Origin of the sequence: Mesorhizobium sp. BAC0120, assembly GCF_033542235.1 — a bacterium.
Classification (GTDB): Bacteria; Pseudomonadota; Alphaproteobacteria; order Rhizobiales; family Rhizobiaceae; genus JAWRCU01.
The window spans coordinates 58137-79424 of record NZ_JAWRCU010000011.1; the positions used below are offsets into that span (position 1 = coordinate 58137).

At 63.3% G+C, this 21288-nt stretch carries 24 protein-coding genes; 18 read left to right on the forward strand and 6 right to left on the reverse strand.

Features of this window, described 5'->3' with window-relative positions; translation table 11 throughout:
- Positions 1 to 78: 78 nt before the first annotated feature.
- The 3 genes from SAZ10_RS22545 to SAZ10_RS22555 all read right to left on the reverse strand — a co-directional run bounded on the left by SAZ10_RS22545 (position 79) and on the right by SAZ10_RS22555 (position 2569).
- A complete protein-coding gene (locus tag SAZ10_RS22545; protein ID WP_318611634.1) occupies positions 79 to 537 on the reverse strand; it encodes a DUF2852 domain-containing protein in 459 nt (152 codons plus the stop codon).
- 115 nt (positions 538 to 652) lie between these two features.
- Positions 653 to 1795: a benzoate/H(+) symporter BenE family transporter gene (locus tag SAZ10_RS22550; protein ID WP_318611635.1), complete on the reverse strand. Its 1143-nt coding sequence runs from the start codon at positions 1793 to 1795 to the stop codon at positions 653 to 655.
- Between the two features lie 6 nt (positions 1796 to 1801).
- On the reverse strand, positions 1802 to 2569 hold the full coding sequence (locus SAZ10_RS22555; protein ID WP_318611636.1) for an alpha/beta hydrolase: 768 nt from the start codon (positions 2567 to 2569) through the stop codon (positions 1802 to 1804).
- 228 nt (positions 2570 to 2797) lie between these two features.
- On the opposite strand from SAZ10_RS22555, the gene infC reads away from it, so the two are divergent.
- The 8 genes from infC to pheT all read left to right on the forward strand — a co-directional run bounded on the left by infC (position 2798) and on the right by pheT (position 8837).
- A complete protein-coding gene (infC, locus tag SAZ10_RS22560) occupies positions 2798 to 3334 on the forward strand; it encodes a translation initiation factor IF-3 (protein WP_318611803.1) in 537 nt (178 codons plus the stop codon).
- A gap of 187 nt (positions 3335 to 3521) precedes the next feature.
- Entirely contained in the window at positions 3522 to 3731 is a 210-nt protein-coding gene (rpmI, locus tag SAZ10_RS22565) for a 50S ribosomal protein L35 (RefSeq protein WP_318611637.1), read from the forward strand.
- A gap of 34 nt (positions 3732 to 3765) precedes the next feature.
- Positions 3766 to 4167 (forward strand): 50S ribosomal protein L20, encoded by a 402-nt coding sequence (gene rplT, locus SAZ10_RS22570; RefSeq protein WP_318611638.1) that lies wholly within the window; start codon positions 3766 to 3768, stop codon positions 4165 to 4167.
- A 188-nt stretch (positions 4168 to 4355) separates the two neighbouring features.
- Positions 4356 to 5408, forward strand: coding sequence for a phenylalanine--tRNA ligase subunit alpha (pheS, locus tag SAZ10_RS22575; RefSeq protein WP_412535283.1), 1053 nt, complete (start codon positions 4356 to 4358; stop codon positions 5406 to 5408).
- Between the two features lie 5 nt (positions 5409 to 5413).
- Positions 5414 to 5647, forward strand: a complete 234-nt coding sequence (locus tag SAZ10_RS22580) for a DUF4160 domain-containing protein (RefSeq protein WP_318611640.1) — start codon at positions 5414 to 5416, stop codon at positions 5645 to 5647.
- On the forward strand, positions 5631 to 5909 hold the full coding sequence (locus SAZ10_RS22585) for a DUF2442 domain-containing protein (RefSeq protein WP_318611641.1): 279 nt from the start codon (positions 5631 to 5633) through the stop codon (positions 5907 to 5909). Before SAZ10_RS22580 ends, SAZ10_RS22585 begins: the two co-directional genes overlap by 17 nt.
- Before the next feature lie 85 nt (positions 5910 to 5994).
- Complete coding sequence (locus tag SAZ10_RS22590) at positions 5995 to 6423, forward strand: GFA family protein (protein ID WP_318611642.1); 429 nt, start codon at positions 5995 to 5997, stop codon at positions 6421 to 6423.
- On the forward strand, positions 6420 to 8837 hold the full coding sequence (pheT, locus tag SAZ10_RS22595; RefSeq protein ID WP_318611643.1) for a phenylalanine--tRNA ligase subunit beta: 2418 nt from the start codon (positions 6420 to 6422) through the stop codon (positions 8835 to 8837). Before SAZ10_RS22590 ends, pheT begins: the two co-directional genes overlap by 4 nt.
- Positions 8838 to 8900: 63 nt before the next feature.
- Here pheT and SAZ10_RS22600 read toward each other — a convergent pair whose 3' ends face one another.
- Positions 8901 to 9896, reverse strand: a complete 996-nt coding sequence (locus tag SAZ10_RS22600) for an aldo/keto reductase (RefSeq protein WP_318611644.1) — start codon at positions 9894 to 9896, stop codon at positions 8901 to 8903.
- Positions 9897 to 10000: 104 nt separating this feature from the next.
- Here SAZ10_RS22600 and SAZ10_RS22605 point away from each other — a divergent pair, with 104 nt between their 5' ends.
- The 3 genes from SAZ10_RS22605 (at position 10001) to SAZ10_RS22615 (ending at position 12619) form a co-directional block, all read left to right on the forward strand.
- Positions 10001 to 10891, forward strand: a complete 891-nt coding sequence (locus SAZ10_RS22605; RefSeq protein WP_318611645.1) for a LysR family transcriptional regulator — start codon at positions 10001 to 10003, stop codon at positions 10889 to 10891.
- Between the two features lie 34 nt (positions 10892 to 10925).
- Positions 10926 to 11528: a nucleotidyltransferase family protein gene (locus SAZ10_RS22610; protein ID WP_318611646.1), complete on the forward strand. Its 603-nt coding sequence runs from the start codon at positions 10926 to 10928 to the stop codon at positions 11526 to 11528.
- 104 nt (positions 11529 to 11632) lie between these two features.
- Positions 11633 to 12619 carry a Gfo/Idh/MocA family oxidoreductase gene (locus SAZ10_RS22615; RefSeq protein WP_318611647.1) on the forward strand — a complete coding sequence of 329 codons (987 nt, stop codon included), beginning with the start codon at positions 11633 to 11635 and terminating at the stop codon, positions 12617 to 12619.
- 4 nt (positions 12620 to 12623) lie between these two features.
- On the opposite strand, the gene SAZ10_RS22620 is transcribed toward SAZ10_RS22615, so the two are convergent.
- Together SAZ10_RS22620 and SAZ10_RS22625 are read right to left on the reverse strand one after the other, a co-directional pair.
- On the reverse strand, positions 12624 to 13337 hold the full coding sequence (locus SAZ10_RS22620; protein ID WP_318611648.1) for a gamma-glutamylcyclotransferase: 714 nt from the start codon (positions 13335 to 13337) through the stop codon (positions 12624 to 12626).
- A 65-nt stretch (positions 13338 to 13402) separates the two neighbouring features.
- Entirely contained in the window at positions 13403 to 14494 is a 1092-nt protein-coding gene (locus tag SAZ10_RS22625; RefSeq protein WP_318611649.1) for a zinc metalloprotease HtpX, read from the reverse strand.
- 349 nt (positions 14495 to 14843) lie between these two features.
- On the opposite strand from SAZ10_RS22625, the gene dnaK reads away from it, so the two are divergent.
- The 7 genes from dnaK to SAZ10_RS22660 all read left to right on the forward strand — a co-directional run bounded on the left by dnaK (position 14844) and on the right by SAZ10_RS22660 (position 21037).
- A complete protein-coding gene (dnaK, locus tag SAZ10_RS22630; RefSeq protein WP_318611650.1) occupies positions 14844 to 16757 on the forward strand; it encodes a molecular chaperone DnaK in 1914 nt (637 codons plus the stop codon).
- 205 nt (positions 16758 to 16962) lie between these two features.
- Positions 16963 to 18087: a molecular chaperone DnaJ gene (dnaJ, locus tag SAZ10_RS22635; protein WP_318611651.1), complete on the forward strand. Its 1125-nt coding sequence runs from the start codon at positions 16963 to 16965 to the stop codon at positions 18085 to 18087.
- Between the two features lie 101 nt (positions 18088 to 18188).
- Positions 18189 to 18797: a phospholipid N-methyltransferase PmtA gene (gene pmtA / locus SAZ10_RS22640; RefSeq protein WP_318611652.1), complete on the forward strand. Its 609-nt coding sequence runs from the start codon at positions 18189 to 18191 to the stop codon at positions 18795 to 18797.
- Positions 18798 to 18855: 58 nt separating this feature from the next.
- Positions 18856 to 19452, forward strand: coding sequence for an NAD(P)H-dependent oxidoreductase (locus SAZ10_RS22645; RefSeq protein ID WP_318611653.1), 597 nt, complete (start codon positions 18856 to 18858; stop codon positions 19450 to 19452).
- A 1-nt stretch (position 19453) separates the two neighbouring features.
- A complete protein-coding gene (locus tag SAZ10_RS22650) occupies positions 19454 to 20050 on the forward strand; it encodes a histidine phosphatase family protein (RefSeq protein ID WP_318611654.1) in 597 nt (198 codons plus the stop codon).
- Positions 20040 to 20747 (forward strand): orotidine-5'-phosphate decarboxylase, encoded by a 708-nt coding sequence (gene pyrF / locus SAZ10_RS22655; protein WP_318611655.1) that lies wholly within the window; start codon positions 20040 to 20042, stop codon positions 20745 to 20747. The genes SAZ10_RS22650 and pyrF overlap by 11 nt, the downstream gene beginning before the upstream one ends.
- Positions 20747 to 21037, forward strand: coding sequence for a DUF1330 domain-containing protein (locus tag SAZ10_RS22660; protein WP_318611656.1), 291 nt, complete (start codon positions 20747 to 20749; stop codon positions 21035 to 21037). Before pyrF ends, SAZ10_RS22660 begins: the two co-directional genes overlap by 1 nt.
- Positions 21038 to 21288: the final 251 nt, after the last annotated feature.

Genomic DNA, 21288 nt, shown 5'->3' on the forward strand with positions numbered 1-21288 from the left:
CAACAAAAATGAAGAACGGCGCCCGTAAAGGACGCCGTTCGGTAATATTATTACGTCTGAGGATTCATCAGGGGGCGATCAGACGTCGTCCAGCAGTCCGGAGCCCTGTGGCCCGGAGTCGCGTGGCTTGTCGTTGCCCTTCGGCTCATTGTTGCGGGCGCGGTTCATGAATCGGTCGAACTCTTCCTGGTCCTTGGCGCGGCGAAGCTCGCGCAGGTAGGTGTCGAACTCTTTGAGCGTCTCGTCCAGCCTGCGGCGCTCTTCCTCCAGGCGCTCCAGCTCCTTCTCACGCCATTCGTCGAAGGCGATGTTGCCGGTACGGCCAAAGCCGTGGCGACGGGCGTGGCGGCCGCGGCAGCCTCCGAAGAAGCTGTTCTTGGCTTCCTTGACGTCGCGCTTGAACCCGTCGAACCTGTCGCCCCAGATGATATAGGCGAGCATGGCAAGGCCGAGCGGCCAGAACACCACGAAGCCCAGCACCATCAGCGCGATGGTCGCCGGCGTCCAGGCCGGACGGATCAGTGCACTCGTGTTCATTTTCTCCCGTTCCTTCCGTTGAACAGCCGATGCGGGCTGCACAAAATCGAAATGGATAGGCGAAAAACGCGATTCAAGGCCGGTTCATCCAAAATCCGACAACCGCCTGCAAAGCCTAGGATTTTTTGAAAGCGTCGAGGCCAAGCACGGCCAGCCCGGCAAGAAGCCCCCAGAAGGCTGCACCGATGCCGAAAAGCACTATGCCGGACGCGGTGACCGCAAAAGTGGTGGTTGCCGCCATTCTTTCCGGCTCGTCCCTGAGCGCGATCGACAGCGCGTTGGCGAGCGGGGCCATCAGCGCCAGCCCGGCGACCAGCACGATCAGGCTCTGCGGCAGCACCGCGAACACCGCCACCAGCGAGGCGCCGAAAGCCGCGAAGATCAGATAGGCCAGAGCATAGAATGGCCCGGTTTTCCAGCGCTCCATGGGGTCCGGATGCGCGTCGGGTCCGGTGCAGATGGCGGCCGAGATCGCAGCGAGATTGGTCGTCAACGCCCCGAATGGCGCAGACAGCAGCGAGAAGAAGCCGGTGAAGGCGATGATCGGCCCCGGCTTCGGCTCATAGCCGGCGGCCTTGAGCACGGCCAGACCGGAGAGGTTCTGCGAAGCCATGGTGACCAGATAGAGCGGTATGGCAAGGCCGATCGTCGCGGACAGCGAGAAGGCCGGATTTATCAGGGTCAGGGTCGAAAGCTCGGGCGCCGGCAGGCTGCCGACGCGGCCGAGCAGGAACGCCGCGATCCCACCACCGATGAGTACGGCCAGCACCGAAAGTGCCGGGTTGACGAGGCGGATCACGAAGAACGCGGCGACCAGCGGCAGGATGAGCACCGGATCCGCAGTGACGGTCTTCACCGCGCTGGTCGCGAAACCGACGACGATGCCGGCAAGCATTCCCGAAGCTACGGAAGCTGGGATCCGCGAAATCAGGCTTGTCAGCGGCCTGAACAGGCCGGTGGCGATCAACAGCAGCGCCGTAAGGATGAAAGCGCCGGCCGCATCGGCCATGGTGAAACCCGAGCTGGCGGCTACGAGGGCCGCGCCCGGCGTCGACCAGGCTGTGATCACTGGCATCCTGGTGCGCCAGGAAAGCCAGACGGACTCGAACGCCATCGCGAGGCAGATCGCCGTCACCCAGCTCGCCGTCTCGATACGGCTCGCCCCGACCGCGTTTGCGGCTGCGATGATCAGCGCGAGCGTGCCGCCGAAGCCGACAATGGCTGCGACGAAGGCGGAGACGGGAACGGAGAGCCGCATCGTGCTTCAGGTCCCCGCCATGGCTTCGATCGCATTGAGGATCATGCCGAGATCCTGTGGCCGCGATAGCCGATGGTCGCCGTCCGGGATGAGCGAGACCGTGAGATCGTCGGACGGCAGCAGGCTGGCGAGCTTGAGCGCATGGGTATGCGGCACGTCCGGATCGGCCATGCCCTGCAGGATGTGAACCGGGCAATGCGTGTCGATCGGCCCGGTGAGCACCAGGTTCGCCCGGCCGTCTTCGATCAGCGACTTGGTGTAGACGTTCGGCTCGGGCGAGTAGGCGGACGGCTCCTCGATATAGCCTTGCTCAGCGAGTCCCCGCTTCTGCCTGGGCTTGAGCTGCGGTTCGATCAGTTCGGCGGTGAAGTCGGGTGCCGGTGCTATCAGCACCACTCCATCGATGCGTCCGCCCGCGCCTCGCTTGCGCAATTCCTCGATCATGCGCAGCGCGATCCAGGAGCCCATGGAGGAACCGACCAGGATCGCGCGCGGCGCGGCGAAGCGCTCGAACACTGCGAGGCTTTCGGAGAGCCAGCGCGAGATCGTACCTGCGCGAAAGTCGCCGCCGGACGCGCCATGGCCCGAGTAGTCGTGGCGCAGAAAGGCGAAGCCCTTCTCCCGCGCGAAGGCCGACAGCGCTTCGGCCTTCGTGCCGGTCATGTCGGAACGGTAGCCGCCGAGCCAGATGATGCCCGGCGCGCGGCCTTCCTGCCGGCGTACGGCGATCGGCAGGCCGCCGACCTCGATCGTTTCGCTGATGTCCTGGCTCATATGTGGCTCTGGGTGGAAATGAACTCCGGCAGGAGCCTCCTTCTGCCACGGTCGGGCTGCCAGGAAAAGCGCCGGGCTGGCATTGTCACGATCGCTTAATCTACTTCCATTGAACGGATGATTCTTGGCGCATGCTGTGCTATTGACACCGGCTCGATCCGAACGACATAGGCGTCAAGGTTTGTTCGGACTGAACCGCTATCATTAACAGACTAAGGAGAACCGACCATTCGCAGACCATTCAAGGCCGCGGCGCCCACGAAGGAAGGCCCGCGCTCAAACCGGGATATCAGGGTCCCCCGCGTCCAGCTCATCGATGCCGACGGCAACAACCGCGGCGATGTCTCCATCAACGACGCACTGCTTCTCGCCGAGGAGGCCGGCTTAGACCTCGTCGAAATCGCTCCCAATGCGGATCCGCCCGTCTGCAAGATCCTTGATCTGGGCAAGCTGAAATACGCCAACCAGAAGAAGGCCGCAGAGGCACGCAAGAACCAGAAGGTCATCGAGATCAAGGAGATCAAGATGCGCCCCAACATCGACACCCATGATTACGAGGTGAAGATGAAATCGGTGAGGCGCTTCTTCGAGGAAGGCGACAAGGTCAAGCTTACGCTGCGCTTCCGCGGCCGCGAGATGGCGCATATGGAGCTCGGCATGCAGCTTCTGAACAAGGTGCGCGAGGAGACAGCCTCGATCGCCAAGGTCGAGGCGGAGCCGAAGCTCGAAGGCCGCCAGATGATGATGGTGCTGGCGCCGCGCTGACGCCTTGATATCTGGGGCGCGACGCTCGTTTCGGGGTGTTGCGCTTTGTTGAGACCATCGCTATAAGGCCGCGTTCCGAACCGCCCGGCAGGGCATGCCGTGGCGGTTCCGTTTGCTTTTCGGGCTTTGGTCCGCCCGATGACGCGATCGGCGCAATCACGCGCCCCAATAATTTAAGGAAAGCAAAATGCCCAAGATGAAGACCAAATCTTCCGCGAAGAAGCGGTTCAAGATTACCGCGACCGGCAAGGTCAGGGCGCAGGCAATGGGCAAGCGCCACGGCATGATCAAGCGCACCAACAAGTTCATTCGCGATGCCCGCGGCACGATGGTTCTCGCCGAACCTGATGCCAAGAAGGTCATCAAGAACTTTCTGCCGAACGGCGGCGGCCTCTGAGCCCTGCCTTCGAAGCGTTTAAGGAGATCATGACATGGCACGCGTAAAGAGAGGCGTTACCGCCCACGCCAAGCACAAGAAGGTCCTGAAAGCCGCCAAGGGCTTTTACGGCCGCCGCAAGAACACCATCCGCATCGCCAAGCAGGCGGTGGAGAGGTCGAAGCAGTACGCCTATCGCGACCGCAAGAACCGCAAGCGCTCGTTCCGCGCGCTTTGGGTTCAGCGCATCAACGCGGCGGTGCGCGAGCACGGCCTCACCTATGGCCGCTTCATCGATGGCCTGAACAAGGCCGGGATCGAGATCGACCGCAAGGTGCTGTCCGATATGGCGATCCACGAGCCGCAGGCTTTCGGTGCGCTTGTCGCCAAGGCCAAGGTCGCGCTCGAATATCTGAAGAACACCACGCCGAATGCTTTTGAGAGCGCTGTCGCTTAGCCAGCGCCTTCCCAAGCTTTCGAAAAGACTGTTGATTGGGAAACCCGCGCTGGCAGGGCTGGCGCGGGTTTTTCTGTTACCGGAGCCGATGATGCAGGCACGAGGCTCCGCGGCAGGACGGAGACGATGAAATGGATCTCGCCGTGAACGAAAAACAAGGTGACCTTGGCGCGCTCGAGGCTGCGCTGATGGCCGACATTGCAAGGGCGGGCGACGAGCCGGCGCTCGAGGCGGTGCGCGTAGCGGCGCTCGGCAAAAAGGGTTCGGTCTCGGACATGCTGAAGACGCTGGGCACGATGAGCCCGGAGGAGCGCCAGGTCATGGGCCCGGCGATCAACGGGCTGAAGAACCGCGTCACGGAGGCGCTTGGCGCGCGCAAGGCGGAACTGCGCGAGGCGGCGATCGCCGTACGGCTTGCCGCCGAGACGGTCGACGTGACGCTGCCGGTCCGGCCTTCGCCGGCCGAGCGCGGGCGTATCCACCCGATCAGCCAGGTGATCGACGAGATCACCGCGATCTATGCCGATCTCGGCTTCGCCGTTGCCGAGGGGCCGGACATCGAGACGGACTACTACAATTTCACCGCGCTGAATTTCCCGGAAGGGCACCCGGCGCGCGAGATGCACGACACCTTCTTCTTCCCGCCCGGACCGGACGGCGAGCGCAAGCTGCTGCGCACCCACACCTCGCCGGTGCAGATCCGCACCATGGAGGCGCAGAAGCCGCCGATCCGCATCATCATTCCGGGCAAGACCTACCGGCAGGATTCGGACGCGACGCACTCGCCGATGTTCCATCAGGTCGAAGGCTTGGTCATCGACAAGACGGCCAACGTCGCCAACATGAAGTGGGTGCATGAAGAGTTCTGCAAGGCATTCTTCGAGGTGCCGAGCGTGAAGATGCGTTTCCGGCCGAGCTTCTTCCCGTTCACCGAGCCGAGCCTGGAGGTCGATATCCAGTGCGACCGCTCGCGGCCGGGCGAGATCCGCTTCGGCGAGGGCAGCGACTGGCTCGAGATCCTTGGCTGCGGCATGGTGCACCCGAACGTGCTGCGCTATGGCGGGCTCGATCCCGACGAATATCAAGGCTTTGCCTGGGGCATGGGCATCGACCGCATCGCCATGCTGAAATACGGCATGCCGGACCTGCGCGACTTCTTCGACGCCGATGTCCGCTGGCTCACCCATTACGGTTTCCGCCCGCTCGACATGCCGACGCTGTTCGGCGGGTTGAGTTCGTAGAGGCGATGCCGACCGTTCTAAGAGAGGCCGGCTATCGCTTTCATTTCTTCTCGGGAGACGGGCACGAGCCGCCGCATGTTCATATCGATGACGGAGACCGCAAGGCGAAAATCTGGTTGCAAGAAGTGCGTGTAGCCAAGAACGGCGGTTTCAGCGATGTCGAGTTGGGTCGTATAATTGCCATAGTGTCCGAAAACCGATCGCGCCTTTTGGAGGCATGGAATGAATTCTTCGCCTGATTATCCGGAAAAGGACCGGCCGATCGAGGCATGGTGTGATCTGCATCACCTGCATGTGCTGCTTGCGGATGGAAGGCAGGTTTCCACGCCACTTTGGTGGTATCCGCGCCTGCTGAAAGCGACGCCCGCGCAGCGCAATACGGTCGAGTTGATGTTGGACGGAGTTCACTGGCCGGAAATTGATGAGGACCTCTCGATCGACGGCATGTTGAAGGGTCGTAAGGCTCCGGGCGCCGTCCCTCCATCCTTGGCAGCTGAGTAAACCTATGCTCCGGGCAACCAGCGCCGTCGGCGAAGAGTTTCGCTTGGTCGAAGTCCTGCGGGGGGCGGAAACCGAGAGACAACAGATGGCTGATCTTCTTCCCAACTCCGGTGGCTGCCGCTGCGGCGCGGTCCGCTTCGAGGCCAAGGGCGAACCGCTGTCGGTGAGTTACTGCCACTGTAGCGACTGCCGGCGTGCGACTGGTGCGCCCGTCGCTGCCTTCGTCGGCTTCCGCGCCGACGAGGTGAGCCTCGGCGGCAAGAGCCTCAGCACCTATGAGAACGGCGCGGTGACACGCAGCTTCTGCAATGTCTGCGGCTCGCCGATCGCCTATCACGACCAGCGCCTCGACAACCAAATCTATTTCATGCTGGGCGCGATGGATATGCCCTCGAACTACAAGCCGACGCTGCACGCCTATGTGCGCGAGCAATTGCCCTACGTGCACATGCCGGACGGGCTTGAGCGACATCTGAAGACAAGCGTGCCGAGACCCGACGAGACGATATCATGAAATTCACACTCTCCTGGCTCAAGGATCATCTGGAGACCGACGCCTCGCTCGGCGAGATTGTCGAGCGCCTCACCGCCATCGGCCTCGAGGTCGAAGCGGTCGACGACAAGTCTTCGCTGAAGCCCTTTGTGATCGCTCGCGTGCTCACCGCCGAGAAGCATCCCGACGCCGACAAGCTAAGGGTGTTGATGGTCGACAAAGGCGACGGTAGTCCGCCGGTGCAGGTCGTCTGCGGCGCGCCGAACGCGCGGGCCGGCCTTGTCGGCGCCTTCGCCGCACCCGGCACCTACATACCGGGCACCGACATCACCCTGTCGGTCGGCAAGATACGCGGCGTCGAAAGCCGCGGCATGATGTGCTCGGAGCGCGAGCTGCAGCTTTCCGACGACCATGAAGGCATCATCGACCTGCCGGAAGAGGCGCCGGTTGGCGAGAGCTACGCAGCCTGGGCCCATCTCGACGACCCGGTGATCGAGATCAACCTGACGCCGAACCGGCCGGATGCGACCGGCGTCTACGGCATTGCCCGGGACCTCGCAGCTTCCGGGCTGGGCCAGCTGAAAACGCCGCCGGTCGAGCCCGTTCCGGGCGAGGGGGAGACGCCGGTCAAGGTGAGCCTCGACTTCAGCGATACGCCTTCGCTTTGCCGCGGCTTCGCTCTGCGGCTGGTGCGTGGCGTCAGCAACGGCCCTTCGCCGCGCTGGCTGCAGCGGCGCCTGCTCGCCATCGGGCTGCGCCCCATAAATGCGCTGGTCGACATCACCAACTACATCACCTTCGATCGCGGCCGGCCGCTGCACGTGTTCGATGCGGCCAAGGTCAAGGGCAATCTCGTCGTGCGCCGCGCAAGGACCGGCGAGAGGGTGCTGGCGCTCGACGGCCGCGAATACGAGCTGACGCCGGAGATGTGCGTGATCGCCGACCGAGACGGCGTCGAATCGATCGCCGGAGTCATGGGCGGCGAACACTCCGGCTGCGATGCCGACACCAGGGACGTGCTGATCGAGTCGGCTCTGTGGGAGCCACTCAACATCGCCCGCACCGGCCGGGACCTCGGCATCATCACGGATGCGCGCTACCGTTTCGAGCGCGGCGTCGATCCGGAGTTCATGGTGCCGGGACTGGAACTCGCGACACGCATGGTGCTCGATCTGTGCGGCGGTACGCCGACCGAGGCGGAGGTTGTCGGTTATGCCGGTCACGAGCCCAAGGTGATCATCTTCCCGACGCCCGAGGTGAAGCGGCTGACCGGTCTCGACGTGCCCGGTGAGGAGAGCATCGAGATCCTCTCGCGGCTCGGCTTCACGACGAGGGACCAGGGCTATGTCGTGGACGTGACGGTACCCTCCTGGCGGCCGGATATCGACGGCAAGGCCGATCTGGTCGAAGAAGTCATGCGCATCCACGGCGTCGACATGATCGCGCCGCAGCCCATGGCGAGCCACGGCTCCGTCAACGGCAGGATCCTCACCCCCCTGCAGATCCGCACACGCGCGGCCAAGCGTGCGCTCGCCGTGCGCGGCATGATGGAGGCGGTGACCTGGTCCTTCATCCCGGCCAGGCATGCGGAACTGTTCGGTGGCGGCGCGCCGGCGCTGAAGCTTTCGAATCCGATCGCATCGGACATGTCCGACATGCGGCCTTCGCTTCTGCCGGGCTTGCTCGCGGCCGCGCAGCGCAACACCGACCGGGGGCTGGGCGACGTAGCCTTGTTCGAAGTATCGGGCATCTATGAGGGCGATACGCCGGACAAGCAGCGGCGCGTGGCGGCAGGTGTACGGCGCGGCACGGCCAAGCTCGACGGTGCGGGCCGGCACTGGGCGGGAAATTCTGCGACGGTCGGCGTGTTCGATGCCAAGGCGGATGCCTTCGCGGCGCTCGAGGCGGCCGGCGCGCCCGTCGACAAGCTGCAGGTCGAGGCTAGTGGGCCATCCTGGTATCATCCCGGCCGCTCCGGCACGATCAAGCTCGGCCCGAAGACGGTGCTCGGGCATTTCGGCGAGTTCCACCCGAAGACGCTGGAGGCGCTGGACGTATCGGGCGCGCTTGCCGGCTTCGAGATCTATCTGGACGCGATCCCCGAACCGAAGCAGAAGCCGACCCGCACCAAGCCGCGGCTCGAACTGTCGCCCTATCAGGCAGTGAAGCGCGACTTTGCTTTCGTGGTCGACAAGGGCGTCGAAGCCGGGTCGCTGATGCGGGCGGCGGCTGCTGCCGACCGCAACCTGATCACAGGGGTCACCGTATTCGACGTATTCGAGGGCGAGGCGCTGGGCGCAACCAGGAAGTCGATCGCCATAGAGGTTGCGATTCAGCCGACCGAGCGGACGCTGACGGACGAGGATTTCGAGGCGCTGGCGACCAAGATCGTCGACAACGTCGCCAAACAGACCGGCGGCGTATTGCGGGCCTGATATTCCAGGACTTGACCAGGAGGCGCTGAACGACAAACCGTCCAGCGCCTCCTCAATTTCGGCTCAGCCGTTCACCAGTGCCAGCTCCCGCTCGTTGTAGCGGTCGCCGGTCACGCGCTCGGGCGAGAGCGCGTCGCCGATCGCCGCGATTTCGCCCGCAGTCAGGACGATTTGGCCAGCAGCCGTGTTCTCCTCGAGATGGCGGATCTTGCGCGCGCCGGGGATTGGCACGATGAAGTCCCCCTGCGCGAGGACCCAGGCAAGCGCCAGCTGCGCCGGCGTGACGCCCCTCTCCTCAGCAATCCTTTCGAGCATGTCCAGCAGCATCGCATTGGCCTGCATGGCTTCGGGCTGAAAGCGCGGCAGCCCTCGACGCCAATCGTCTGCGCTCAGAGCTTCGGGCTTGCGGATCGCGCCGGTCAGCAGGCCCCGGCCGAGCGGGCTGTAAGGGACAAAGCCGATGCCGAGCTCGCGGCAGACAGGCAACACCTCGTCCTCGGGATCGCGGCTCCACAGCGAATACTCGCTTTGGACCGCTGCGATCGGATGGACCGCATGCGCCCGGCGGATCGTGGCGGCACTTGCCTCCGACAGCCCGAGCGCCCGCACCTTGCCTTCGCGCACAAGGTCCGCCATGGCGCCGACCGTGTCCTCGATCGGCACGTTGGGGTCGACGCGGTGTTGATAGAAAAGGTCGATCACATCGACCCCAAGGCGCTTCAGGGAAGCCTCGGCGACCTCCCTGACATGCTCGGGCCGGCTGTCGATGCCGACCATGCGTTGCGGGCCGACGCCCTCGTCAGAAATCTTGAAGCCGAATTTGGTGGCGATCGTCACCCGGTCGCGGAACGGCTTCAGGCCCTTGCCGACCAGGATCTCGTTGTCGAACGGTCCATAGACTTCAGCGGTGTCGAAGAAATTGACGCCGATCTCGACGGCGCGATGGAGCGTTCCAATGGCGTCCTTTTCGTCCTGGCCGCCATAGGCGAAGCTCATGCCCATGCAGCCGAGGCCGACGGGATGGACGTTGAGGTCTGTTCCGAGTTTGCGGGCTTGCATCACATGCTCCTTGCTCTCTGCGATGCAGCCTAGGTAGGCCGTTGCCTCCCGTTCGATAATCGGGATAAGTCTGCACGGGCTGTTCTAATTTATAGATCAATCAAATGACCCGAAGCCATCTCTCGCAACTCGCAGTGCTTGCGGCCGTTGCACAAAACGGAAGCTTTCGCGGAGCGGCCAGGGAGCTTGGCATTGCGCCTTCGGCGGTCAGCCACGCAGTATCGAACCTGGAGAGCAGCCTCGGCGTTCGCCTGCTTTCCCGCACGACCCGTAGCATCGCGCCGACGGAGGCAGGCGCAAGGCTTCTGGAGAGGCTGCGCCCCGCCCTTTCCGAAATCGACCGGGCGCTCGAAACCGCAATCGAAGCGCGTGACGTGCCTGCAGGGAACTTGCGGCTCACCGTGCCGCGCACCGCGGCCTATCTGGTGCTTGCGCCGAAACTCGGCGCTTTCGCCAAAGCTTATCCCGACATCATGCTCGACCTCGTCATAGAGGATCGCTTCACGGATGTGGTGGCGGGCGGCTTCGATGCCGGCGTGCGGCTCGGCGAGAGCCTGCAGCGCGACATGATCGCCGTCCGCATCGGACCCGCGATCCGCGGAGCGGTCGTCGGAGCACCGTCCTATTTCGAAAAGATGCCGCGCCCACAGCATCCGCGCGACCTCATCCAGCACCGCTGCCTCCGCTTCCGCTTCTCGAGCGGTGTGATCTATCGCTGGGAGTTCGAGAAGGACGGGGAGGAAATCGAGCTGCCGGTCGAGGGGCCGCTGGTCGTCGGCGAGGACCGGCTCATTGTGCAGGCCGCAATGGACGGCGCCGGCCTTGCCTTCATCTTCGAGGACTATGTGAAGGACGCAATCGCGGACGGCGGGCTCCTGCGCGTTCTGGAGGACTGGTGCCCGCCTTTCGATGGGTTCCATGTCTACTACCCGAGCCGCCGCCAGATGCGGCCGGCGCTGAGAGCTTTTGTCGATTTCTTCCGGGCAGGCAAATAGCTACGCTTCCGCTCGATTCGTCAGGAGCGCGCGCGTGGACCATCTGCGCTATGCGGGCCTGCCGTTCGATCGACAACGGCAGGTCTTTCTGGATATCGTGTGGGCGGAGCCACTTGTTCGAGACGCGCTGGCGCGCGCCCATTCACTTGCGCTGCCCGACTGGCGTATCGTGTCGGGAGTCCTGTACAACACGGTGTGGAACGCCCTGACGGGGCGGCCGTCGGGCCACGGCATCAAGGATATCGACCTCTTCTATTTCGATACAGCCGATCTGTCCTACGAGGCGGAAGACGAGATCATTCGCGCCGGCGCGGCGATGTTTGCTGATATGCCCGTTCCCGTGGAGATACGGAACCAGGCGCGCGTCCATCTCTGGTATCCCCAAAGATTCGGACAGGCTTGCCCGAAATATGTAAGCTCCGATCATGCGATCCGGCATTTCGCATCCGAGACTCACGCCGTAGGCGTTCGGCTTGAACATGATGGGCAGTTGAGCCTCTACGCCCCCTTCGGCCTCGACCATATTTTGTCGTTCCGCGTGGCGCCCAATCGGGCCCTCGATAACCGCGCGACCCATGAAGAGAAGGGCGCACGCGCAAAGCGCAATTGGCCGGAGATCACGGTGGTTCCATGGTAGCGGCCAGGCGTCGAGCGGAACCGTCGTTCCGCTCCTCATGCGCCTTTCCTTTTCATGGCCGCGCGGCTAGCTTCGCACACCGCTGAGCAAAGAGGAGAGAGGTCATGTTCCGCTGGGGTGTTCTGTCGACGGCGAAGATCGGGCGCGATCAGGTGATCCCGGCAATCGTGCAGGCCGAGAACGGGGTGCTGTCGGCAATCGCCAGCCGTGATTTCGCCCGCGCCCGCTCCATCGCCGACAGGTTCGGCGCACCGCACGCCTTCGGCTCCTATGAGGAGCTGCTCGCCTCCGACACGGTCGACGGCGTCTACATCCCGCTCCCGACTTCCCAGCATGTCGAGTGGACGGCGAAGGCCGCCGAGGCCGGCAAGCATGTGCTGGTCGAGAAGCCGCTGGCGCTGGACGCCAAGGACATTCTGCAGCTGATCGAACTCCGCGACAGAAAAAAGGTGCTGATCTCGGAGGCCTTCATGGTCACCTATCATCCGCAATGGCTGAAGGTGCGCGACCTCGTCCGCTCCGGGGCGATCGGCGGGCTGCGCCATGTCCAGGGTGCCTTCTCCTATTACAATGTCGATCCGAACAACATGCGCAACGTGCTCTCGCTGGGCGGCGGCGCGTTGCCGGACATCGGCGTCTATCCCACGGTCTCGACGCGCTTCGTGACCGGCAAGGAGCCGAGCCGCGTGCAGGCGACGATCGAACGCGACAAGAAATTCGGCACCGACATCTATTCCTCGATCCGCGCAGATTTCGGCGAGTTCGAGCTCTCCTTCTACCTCTCGACCCAGCTTGCCAACCGTCAGCTCATGGTCTTCCACGGTGACAAAGGCTTCATCGAGGTACGATCGCCCTTCAATGCCGGCCTTTACGAGCACCACAAGATAGAGCTGCACAACCAGGGCCACACCGAGGCGACTGTGTTCCGCTTTCCGGGCACACAGCAATACCAGCTCGAGGTCGAGACCTTCGCGCGGGTTGCCCAAGGCAGCAAGGAAGACATCTTCACGCTGGAAAGCTCGGTCGCCAACCAGAAGGTTATCGACGCAATCTTCCGCGCCGGCGACAAGGAAGGGTGGGAGGCTGTCTGACCGTTCATATGCCGTGAGCGCGCTCGATGCGCTCGGCGACCAGCTCCTGCATCTTCCAGAGGTGGCGGTCGTGGATGCCGAGCTCTTCGAGATGCCTCACGGTGGCGAACAGATATTCGGCCATCGAGCCGCGGAAGCCGCAGGCGGTCGCCAGTATTTCAGCGAGCTCATCGTCGTCGAGGCCGTTGATGTAGCGGCCGCTCTTGCGGTTCATCGCGAAGGTGAGCGCCGTGAGCGGGCCGGTCGCTGTCGTCACCCTGATCCAGCGCGGCGGGAAGGCGCTCGGCACCATGCTCATCTCGCGACGGATCAGCCTGTCGAGATTGGGCTTCAGCGCGTCGGCCGGGAGCTGGTAGGCGACACCTTTACAGAGACCGCCGCGGTCGAGCGCCAGCATCAGACCGGGTTGTTCGCGGTTGCCGCGGAAGCGATAGTCCCAGCCCAGGCAGAAGGAGCGGCGCCAGCCGCGCGCCTCGGCGAGCCGCTGCTCGACGAGGTCGAAGGCCGGATTCCAGATCAGCGATCCATAGGCGAAGACCCAGAAATCGCCTGCCGGCGCCGAGGCCATGATCCGGTCCACCGTTTCATCGTAATCCGCATCCGTCGCCGGGCGGAAACCGGCGATGAGCAGCGGCCCCGGATCGGCGATCCTCCGCTCCACCGCAGCGATATGCCGCTCGGTGATGCGCATGACTCGAGTTGCTTTCGGCGCAAGCATCGTGGTCCCCGATCGTCAGCTTCGCGCGCAGGATTGACTGAGCTTCGAAAGGAAGCAAGCTGCTGCTACCACCATACCGCGCCGCGCAAATGCAGTCGTGGATTGCCTCTGGGCGCGTTGAGAGGGTGGTCGCAAGCCGGCGCGGTGCTGTCGGCATCCGCGGCCAACAGCAGCGGCGCACCGAAGCCCCCGAAATGCAAGCTGTCGAGACGCGGCCCGGTTCTGATCCTCGGCACGAAGGAAGGTCGCTGCTTCACTGGGCCGCCGAGCGGCAAGACAGGGACGACTCCCGCGCCGGCTCTCAGGGCCCTGAGCCGCGCGATCCGGTCCGCAGTCAGCGGGTGGGTGCGCAGCACCGAAGGATCGGGGATGCGGCCCCCCGGCAGGAAAATGTTCTCCCAGATGCGCCCTTGCGCACGCTCCAGCCGTGTCAGCGCTGAGGCGAGCCCGTCCGGATCGCCGGTGAGTAGCGCCGCGCCGAGGTCGGCATCGAACTCGCGCGTCCTCGACAGCGCCATCTGGATCAGCCCGCCGACCGTCGGCGAAGCGAGCAGCACCGCGACCGCGAGCCACGGCACACTCCCCGCCACACCGGTCGCATAGCTGCCTATATTGAAGAAGAGCGAAATCAGGCCGACCGTCGACATCAGCGAGGTGAAGCGCGACACCATGTCGGCGAGCGCCATTACCTTCACGTCCTCATGCGCGATATGGCTGACCTCATGGGCCAGCACGCCGGCAAGCTCACGCTGTGGCAGAGTTCTGGCGAGCGCGTCGGTGATGGCGATCGCGGACTGGTCGCGGCGGCCGACCGCAAAGGCGTTCATCAGGCGCGAGGGAATCACGTAGAGCCGTGGCACGGCCGGCAGGCCGGCGCGGCGCGCAAGTTCGGATACAATGCCGACTCCGGTCGGAAACTCGGCCTCGCTCACCTCGCGTGCTCTATACATCGAAAGCACGATTTTAGGGCTGATCCTGCGCATCGCCCAGACGGAAACGCCGCCGAAGATGACCGCATATACGATGCCGACCGTGCCGCCGAACGCCCAGGCAGTGACTGCGAGCAGAAGCAGGGCCCCGCTGGCGAGCAGCCAGGTGTGCATCGCGTTCAGGATGCGGTTACGCCGGTGAGCGAAGTAGTCGATCTTTGCGGGCATGCTCATGCCTGACAATATGGAGTGCGGCGGGCCGGTTTCCGAGTCCGGCAGCATTTGTCTGCGCCGCAGGGAGCCAAGCGCTGGGACAGTTGGGCACAACAGTTAGGCACAAGTGAATACGGTTCGCCTGACAGCAGAAAATAAGGGCGGAAAACTCAGGATTTCCGACGCTTTTGAACGCGAGCAAAGGGCTACTCTACGGCTTGCGCGCCAGAAACGCCCTTCTTATATACGCCGCAATTCTGTTCGGCCGGCAAACCGCTGGTTCGATGCGGAAAATCCCAAGTAACAGGGGCTGTCAAGGAACGCCTCGTAGGGTCCTGACGGCCTGCTTAGCGGAGAGAAGAAAATGGCAAAAGTAATCGGTATCGACCTTGGAACCACCAATTCCTGCGTCGCCGTGATGGATGGCAAGGACGCGAAGGTTATCGAGAATGCGGAGGGCGCGCGCACGACGCCTTCGATCGTGGCGTTCAGCGACAGCGACGAGCGCCTAGTTGGCCAGCCGGCAAAGCGCCAGGCGGTCACCAATCCCGAGGGAACGCTGTTTGCGGTGAAGCGCCTGATCGGCCGCCGCTACGACGATCCGACCGTGGAGAAAGACAAGAAGCTTGTCCCCTACAACATCGTGAAGGGCGACAATGGCGACGCCTGGACCGAGGTCCACGGCAAGAAATATTCGCCCTCGCAGGTATCGGCGATGATCCTTCAGAAGATGAAGGAGACGGCAGAGGCCTATCTTGGTGAGAAGGTCGAGAAGGCCGTCATCACCGTTCCGGCCTATTTCAATGACGCCCAGCGCCAGGCCACCAAGGATGCCGGCAAGATTGCCGGGCTGGAGGTGCTGCGCATCATCAACGAGCCGACTGCTGCCGCTCTCGCCTACGGGCTGGAGAAGAAGGAAGGCAAGACGATTGCCGTCTATGACCTCGGCGGCGGCACGTTCGACATTTCCGTCCTCGAGATCGGTGACGGCGTGTTCGAGGTGAAGTCGACCAATGGCGACACCTTCCTCGGCGGCGAGGATTTCGACATGCGCCTCGTCAACTACCTGGCCGAGGAGTTCAAGAAAGAGCAGGGCATCGACCTGAAGAACGACAAGCTCGCGCTGCAGCGCCTCAAGGAGGCTGCTGAGAAGGCGAAGATCGAGCTGTCGTCCGCTTCCCAGACCGAGATCAACCTGCCCTTCATCACGGCCGATCAGAACGGCCCGAAGCACCTCACGATGAAGCTGACCCGCGCCAAGTTTGAGCAGCTGGTGGACGATCTCGTGCAAAAGACGGTCGAGCCTTGCCGCGCCGCGCTCAAGGACGCTGGTTTGAAGCCTGCCGAGATCGACGAGGTTGTGCTGGTCGGAGGCATGACCCGCATGCCCAAGATCCAGGAAGTCGTGAAGCAGTTCTTCGGCAAGGACCCGCACAAGGGTGTCAATCCGGATGAGGTTGTTGCACTCGGTGCGGCGATCCAGGCCGGCGTGCTGCAGGGCGACGTGAAGGATGTGCTGCTCCTCGACGTGACCCCGCTTTCGCTCGGCATCGAGACGCTGGGCGGCGTGTTCACGCGGCTCATCGAGCGCAACACCACGATCCCGACCAAGAAGGGGCAGACGTTCTCGACTGCCGAGGACAACCAGTCGGCAGTCACGATCAGGGTCTTCCAGGGCGAGCGCGAGATGGCGGCCGACAACAAGCTGCTCGGCCAGTTCGATCTGGTCGGCATCCCGCCGGCTCCGCGCGGCGTGCCGCAGATCGAGGTCACCTTCGACATCGACGCCAACGGTATCGTCAACGTGTCCGCCAAGGACAAGGGCACGGGTAAGGAGCACCAGATTCGTATCCAGGCCTCCGGCGGTCTTTCCGATGCCGACATAGAGAAGATGGTGAAGGACGCCGAGTCTCATGCCGCCGAGGACAAGAAGCGCCGCGCGCTGGTCGAGGCGAAGAACCAGGCCGAATCGCTTGTCCATTCGTCGGAGAAGTCGCTCAAGGAATATGGAGACAAGGTCTCCGAGACCGACCGCACGGCGATCGCCGATGCGATCTCAGCATTGAAGACGGCGGCCGAAGGCGACGACGTCGACGATATCAACGCCAAGTCGCAGACGCTCGCCGAGGTCTCCATGAAGCTCGGCCAGGCGATGTACGAGGCCTCCCAGAAGGAGGCCGCGGAAGCCGACGCCAAGGCTGATGCTGCGAAGGATGGCGACGTTGTCGACGCCGACTTCGAAGAAATCGACGAGGACGGCAAGAAGAAATCCGCCTGAACGATGGGCGGTTTGAAGAAGGCCCGGCCCGCGCCGGGCCTTTTCGCGTATCGGTTTCGGACAAACTATCGGGTTTCCGTTACGTAAATTTTGTTGAGCAAAGCCGCGCGAGCTATGGCAACCGGGTATGACCTTTACTAAATCGGGGCGAAATGCCTGATGATCGACACCTTGCGGGCGATAAAAATCGAAGCAGCGGGAAACCATGAAGGCTGATTTCTATGAAACGCTCGGCGTGCAGAGGAACGCCGATGAGAAGGAGCTCAAAAGCGCGTTTCGCAAATTGGCGATGCAGTTCCACCCCGACCGCAATCCCGGGGACCAGGCTTGCGAGCACAGATTCAAGGAAATCAACGAAGCGTATGAGACGCTGAAGGACCCGCAGAAGCGGGCCGCCTATGACCGCTTCGGCCACGCCGCCTTCGAGAATGGCGGCATGAACGGCGCCCACGGTTTCGCGGCCGGCGGTTTCGCCGACATCTTCGAGGACATCTTCGGCGACATGATGGGTGGTGGCCGACGCCGCTCGTCCGGCGGACGTGAGCGGGGCGCGGACCTACGCTATAACATGGAGATCACGCTCGAGGAGGCCTATACCGGCAAGACCGCGCAGATTCGTGTGCCGGCCTCGGTATCCTGCACCGAATGTTCTGGCTCCGGCGCCAAGCCGGGCACTTCGCCGACCACATGCCCGACATGCTCGGGCGCAGGTCGCGTACGTGCAAGCCAGGGCTTCTTCTCCATTGAGCGGACCTGCCCGCAATGTCACGGTCTCGGCCAGATCATCAAGGACCCTTGCCAGAAATGCGCCGGCCAGGGCCGTGTCACCGAGGAAAGGTCGCTATCCGTCAACATTCCGTCCGGTATCGAGGACGGCACGCGGATCCGGCTCGCCAATGAGGGCGAGGCGGGCCTGCGCGGTGGACCGCCGGGCGACCTCTACATCTTCCTCGCCGTGAGGCCGCATGAGCTCTTCCAGCGCGACGGCGCCGATCTCTACTGCAAGGTGCCGATCTCGATGACGACGGCATCGCTCGGCGGCTCCTTCGAAGTAACGACCCTGGACGGCACGCAGACACGCGTGAAGGTGCCCGAAGGCACACAGAACGGTCGCCAGTTCCGCCTCAAGGGCAAAGGCATGCCGGTGATGCGTCAGCCTGCGGTCGGCGATCTTTATATCCAAGTCGCCGTAGAGACGCCGCAGAATCTCACCAAACGACAGCGTGAGCTCTTGGAGGAATTCGAGCAGATCTCTTCTACGGAGAACAGCCCGCAGTCGAGCGGCTTCTTCGCCCGCATGAAAGATTTCTTCGAATCTTTCGGCGAATAGCAGCGCGCGACAGAACGGCATCCACGGGTTTTTCAGAAACGCGGCTTGCTTCGACCGCGTTTCGATGCGACGTCGAACTGACGCTGAACGGGAGGTGCCGGATGGCGCGCCAACAAGGATTGCGAAAGGCTCTCGCCGACAAGTTCGACGACGAACTGAAATTCTTCAAAGGCTGGATCGACAAGCCCAAGGCGGTCGGCTCGATTGTGCCGACGAGCTCAATCGCCGCACGCCGCATGGCCTCCGTGGTCAATCCCGACTCAGGCCTTCCGGTTCTGGAGGTCGGCCCGGGCACAGGCGTCATCACGCGGGCCATACTCGCCCGCGGCGTGAAACCCGAGAACCTCTATCTGGTCGAATATTCGGAAGATTTCGTCTGCCATCTGAGAGCCCAGTTTCCGGGCGTCAACGTCATCCACGGCAACGCGTTCGACCTCGATGCCACGCTCGGCGACAAGCGTGGCATGGTTTTCGATTCCGTCGTCTCCGGCGTGCCGCTGCTCAACTTCCCGGTGCAGCAGCGGGTTGGCTATATCGAGGATCTGCTCAACCGCATCCCGGCCGGCCGGCCGATCATGCAGCTCACCTACGGTCCGCTCTCGCCGGTGCCTGCCGGGCGCGGTCACTACAAGGTCGAACATTTCGACTTCGTGCTGCGCAACATCCCCCCGACGCAGCTTTGGGTGTACCGGCGGCTCGTCGCCGGTTGACATTACCGCAGCTCGCAGCTTGATTTCGCCTGCGCGGGTGAGGCTAGGAGGGCTGTGGGTGATCGTCGTTCCGAAGATATTGGTATTCGCCGGCTCGGTCAGGACCGGCGCCTATAGCGGAAAGACGGCCGACGCGGCGCAGAAGGAGCTTGCGATCCAGGGCGCGGAAGTGACGCGCATCTCGCTGGCCGACTATCCGCTGCCGATCATGGACCAGGACCTCGAGCAGGAAAGGGGCATCCCCGAGAATGCGTTCAAGCTGGCGAGGCTGATCGCGGCCCATGACGCGGTGCTGATCTGCACGCCGGAGTACAATGGGTCGATGCCGCCGCTGCTCAAGAACACCATCGACTGGGTGAGCCGCATTCACAGGGACAACGGCAAGCCGCTCAATCCCTACCCCGGCAAGGTGGTCGGCATCTGCTCCTCCTCCGACGGCCATTTCGCGGGCATCCGCAGTGCCAACCATCTGCGTGCCGTGCTGTCGCACATCCAGATGGAGGTGATCGCGCCGCAGGTGTCCGTGCCGCACGGCGCGGACGCCTTCGCGGAGGACGGCAGCTTCAAGGAGGAGCGGCTGCGCAAGGGCATGACGCGACTTTGCAGAACGCTCATCGAGCACGCCCGCATGCTTTCCACGAGGGCAGAGAACTGAGTTGATCGGTCTTTATCTCACCCACCCTCAGGTCGAGATTGATCCGGCGGTTCCGGTTCCGGAGTGGAACATTTCAAGCAGAGGTAGAGAGCGCATCGAAGCGCTCCTTGGCCGCCCGTGGCTGAAGGGTTTGAAGCGAGTCGTCGCCAGCGAAGAACGGAAGGCGATCGAGACCGCCCGCCTCATTGCCGAATCGCTCGAAGTGCCATGCGAGGTTTTTCCCGATATGGGCGAAAACGATCGCTCCTCGACTGGGTTTCTGGAGCCGCTCGCTTTCGAGCGGGCAGCCGACGCATTCTTCGCCGAGCCCACTGTCAGCTGGAATGGATGGGAGCGCGCAGCCGACGCGCAGGCGCGCATCGTCACGGCCGTGCGGCGCGTGCTGGAAGATAACGACCGCGGGAAAGAGATACTCTTCGTCGGACACGGGGCCGTCGGCACGCTCTTGAAATGCCACCTTGGGCAGCGGCCGATCTCGCGTGCCGAAGATCAGCCCGCCGGCGGCGGCAACATCTATGCATTTTCCCTTGCCGGCCTGCGCCTGCTCTGCGATTGGACCCCGGTGGAACGATTCGAGGGCGTTCGAGATGGAAGCTGAGCTGCGCGATCGCCTTATTGTCGGGCTCGACGTGCCGACCGTGGCCGAGGCCGAAAAGATCGTGCGCGACCTCGACGGCGTCGCCTCCTTCTACAAGATCGGCTATCAGCTCGCCTTCGCCGGCGGGCTCGATTTCGCCCGCGAGCTGGCGAGCGGGGAGACAAAGGTCTTCCTCGACATGAAGCTTCTCGACATCGACAACACCGTTGCGAAGGGCGTCGAGAACATCGTGAAGATGGGCGTCACCATGCTGACGCTGCACGCCTATCCGAAGGCGATGCGCGCGGCGGTCGAGGCGGCTCGCGGCTCTGGCCTCTGCCTGCTGGCCGTCACAGTGCTCACCTCCATGGACGAGCAGGACATGATCGACGCCGGCTATGAATACGACCCCCACACGCTGGTGCTGCGCCGCGCGGAACAGGCACTTGGCGCCGGCATGGGCGGCATCGTCTGCTCGGCGGGTGAGGCTGCTGCAGTGCGCAAGATCGTTGGACCGGAACTTGCGGTGGTGACACCCGGCATTCGGCCGCTCGGCGGCGACCCCGGCGACCAGAAGCGGGTGATGACGCCGGCCGATGCGATCCGTGCCGGCGCAAGCCATCTTGTCGTCGCCCGGCCGATCGTCGGCGCCGTCGACAGGGCCGCGGCAGCGCGCGCAATCCTTGCACAGATGAAAGACGCGGTAGGAGTACGCTGATGGCCAAGGGTTACTGGATCGCGCATGTCGATGTGCGCGACGCGGAAGGCTACAAGGACTATGTCGCAGCATCGAAGATCGCCTTCGACAAATACGGCGCCAGGATGCTCGCGCGCGGCGGCGCTTATGAGCAGACAGAGGGCCGCGAGCGAGCCCGCAATGTCGTGATCGAGTTCCCGTCGCTCAAGGCAGCGCAGGACTGCTATCATTCCCCCGAATACCAGGCCGCCCGCGCCATCCGGCTGAAATATGCCGACGCCGAGATGGTGCTGGTGGAAGGCGTGGAATAGTCGTCCCAATTTGCTCATCCCAGAGCATGATCTCAAGCCGAAGTTCAGCAGCCAAAAAAATTCAATTTGATCGCACGCCGCTCTGATGGCGGCGAATTTCGAATCACCACACGGCGATTTGTCTGAACAAATCGCCGTCTTTTGGCGTTGCGGAATCGCGATACGCTGAGCCGGCTATCCCGTGAGAGGCTTGGTTTTCAACAGCTTGAGCGAAAAGTAGGACTAATTCACCTTACGTGACCTATTGCATT

Excerpts from the sequence above, each read along its gene's own strand:
- SAZ10_RS22625 (WP_318611649.1), bottom strand. The coding sequence starts at position 14,494 with ATGCCCGCAAAGATCGACTACTTCGCTCACCGGCGTAACCGCATCCTG.
- SAZ10_RS22620 (WP_318611648.1), bottom strand. The coding sequence starts at position 13,337 with ATGCTTGCGCCGAAAGCAACTCGAGTCATGCGCATCACCGAGCGGCAT.
- SAZ10_RS22660 (WP_318611656.1), top strand. The coding sequence starts at position 20,747 with ATGGCCAAGGGTTACTGGATCGCGCATGTCGATGTGCGCGACGCGGAA.
- rplT (WP_318611638.1), top strand. The coding sequence starts at position 3,766 with ATGGCACGCGTAAAGAGAGGCGTTACCGCCCACGCCAAGCACAAGAAG.
- pheS (WP_412535283.1), top strand. The coding sequence starts at position 4,356 with ATGGCCGACATTGCAAGGGCGGGCGACGAGCCGGCGCTCGAGGCGGTG.
- SAZ10_RS22615 (WP_318611647.1), top strand. The coding sequence starts at position 11,633 with ATGTTCCGCTGGGGTGTTCTGTCGACGGCGAAGATCGGGCGCGATCAG.
- SAZ10_RS22605 (WP_318611645.1), top strand. The coding sequence starts at position 10,001 with ATGACCCGAAGCCATCTCTCGCAACTCGCAGTGCTTGCGGCCGTTGCA.
- SAZ10_RS22545 (WP_318611634.1), bottom strand. The coding sequence starts at position 537 with ATGAACACGAGTGCACTGATCCGTCCGGCCTGGACGCCGGCGACCATC.
- SAZ10_RS22580 (WP_318611640.1), top strand. The coding sequence starts at position 5,414 with ATGCCGACCGTTCTAAGAGAGGCCGGCTATCGCTTTCATTTCTTCTCG.
- SAZ10_RS22600 (WP_318611644.1), bottom strand. The coding sequence starts at position 9,896 with ATGCAAGCCCGCAAACTCGGAACAGACCTCAACGTCCATCCCGTCGGC.
- dnaK (WP_318611650.1), top strand. The coding sequence starts at position 14,844 with ATGGCAAAAGTAATCGGTATCGACCTTGGAACCACCAATTCCTGCGTC.
- dnaJ (WP_318611651.1), top strand. The coding sequence starts at position 16,963 with ATGAAGGCTGATTTCTATGAAACGCTCGGCGTGCAGAGGAACGCCGAT.
- SAZ10_RS22585 (WP_318611641.1), top strand. The coding sequence starts at position 5,631 with ATGAATTCTTCGCCTGATTATCCGGAAAAGGACCGGCCGATCGAGGCA.
- rpmI (WP_318611637.1), top strand. The coding sequence starts at position 3,522 with ATGCCCAAGATGAAGACCAAATCTTCCGCGAAGAAGCGGTTCAAGATT.
- pyrF (WP_318611655.1), top strand. The coding sequence starts at position 20,040 with ATGGAAGCTGAGCTGCGCGATCGCCTTATTGTCGGGCTCGACGTGCCG.
- pheT (WP_318611643.1), top strand. The coding sequence starts at position 6,420 with ATGAAATTCACACTCTCCTGGCTCAAGGATCATCTGGAGACCGACGCC.
- SAZ10_RS22550 (WP_318611635.1), bottom strand. The coding sequence starts at position 1,795 with ATGCGGCTCTCCGTTCCCGTCTCCGCCTTCGTCGCAGCCATTGTCGGC.
- SAZ10_RS22555 (WP_318611636.1), bottom strand. The coding sequence starts at position 2,569 with ATGAGCCAGGACATCAGCGAAACGATCGAGGTCGGCGGCCTGCCGATC.
- pmtA (WP_318611652.1), top strand. The coding sequence starts at position 18,189 with ATGGCGCGCCAACAAGGATTGCGAAAGGCTCTCGCCGACAAGTTCGAC.
- SAZ10_RS22590 (WP_318611642.1), top strand. The coding sequence starts at position 5,995 with ATGGCTGATCTTCTTCCCAACTCCGGTGGCTGCCGCTGCGGCGCGGTC.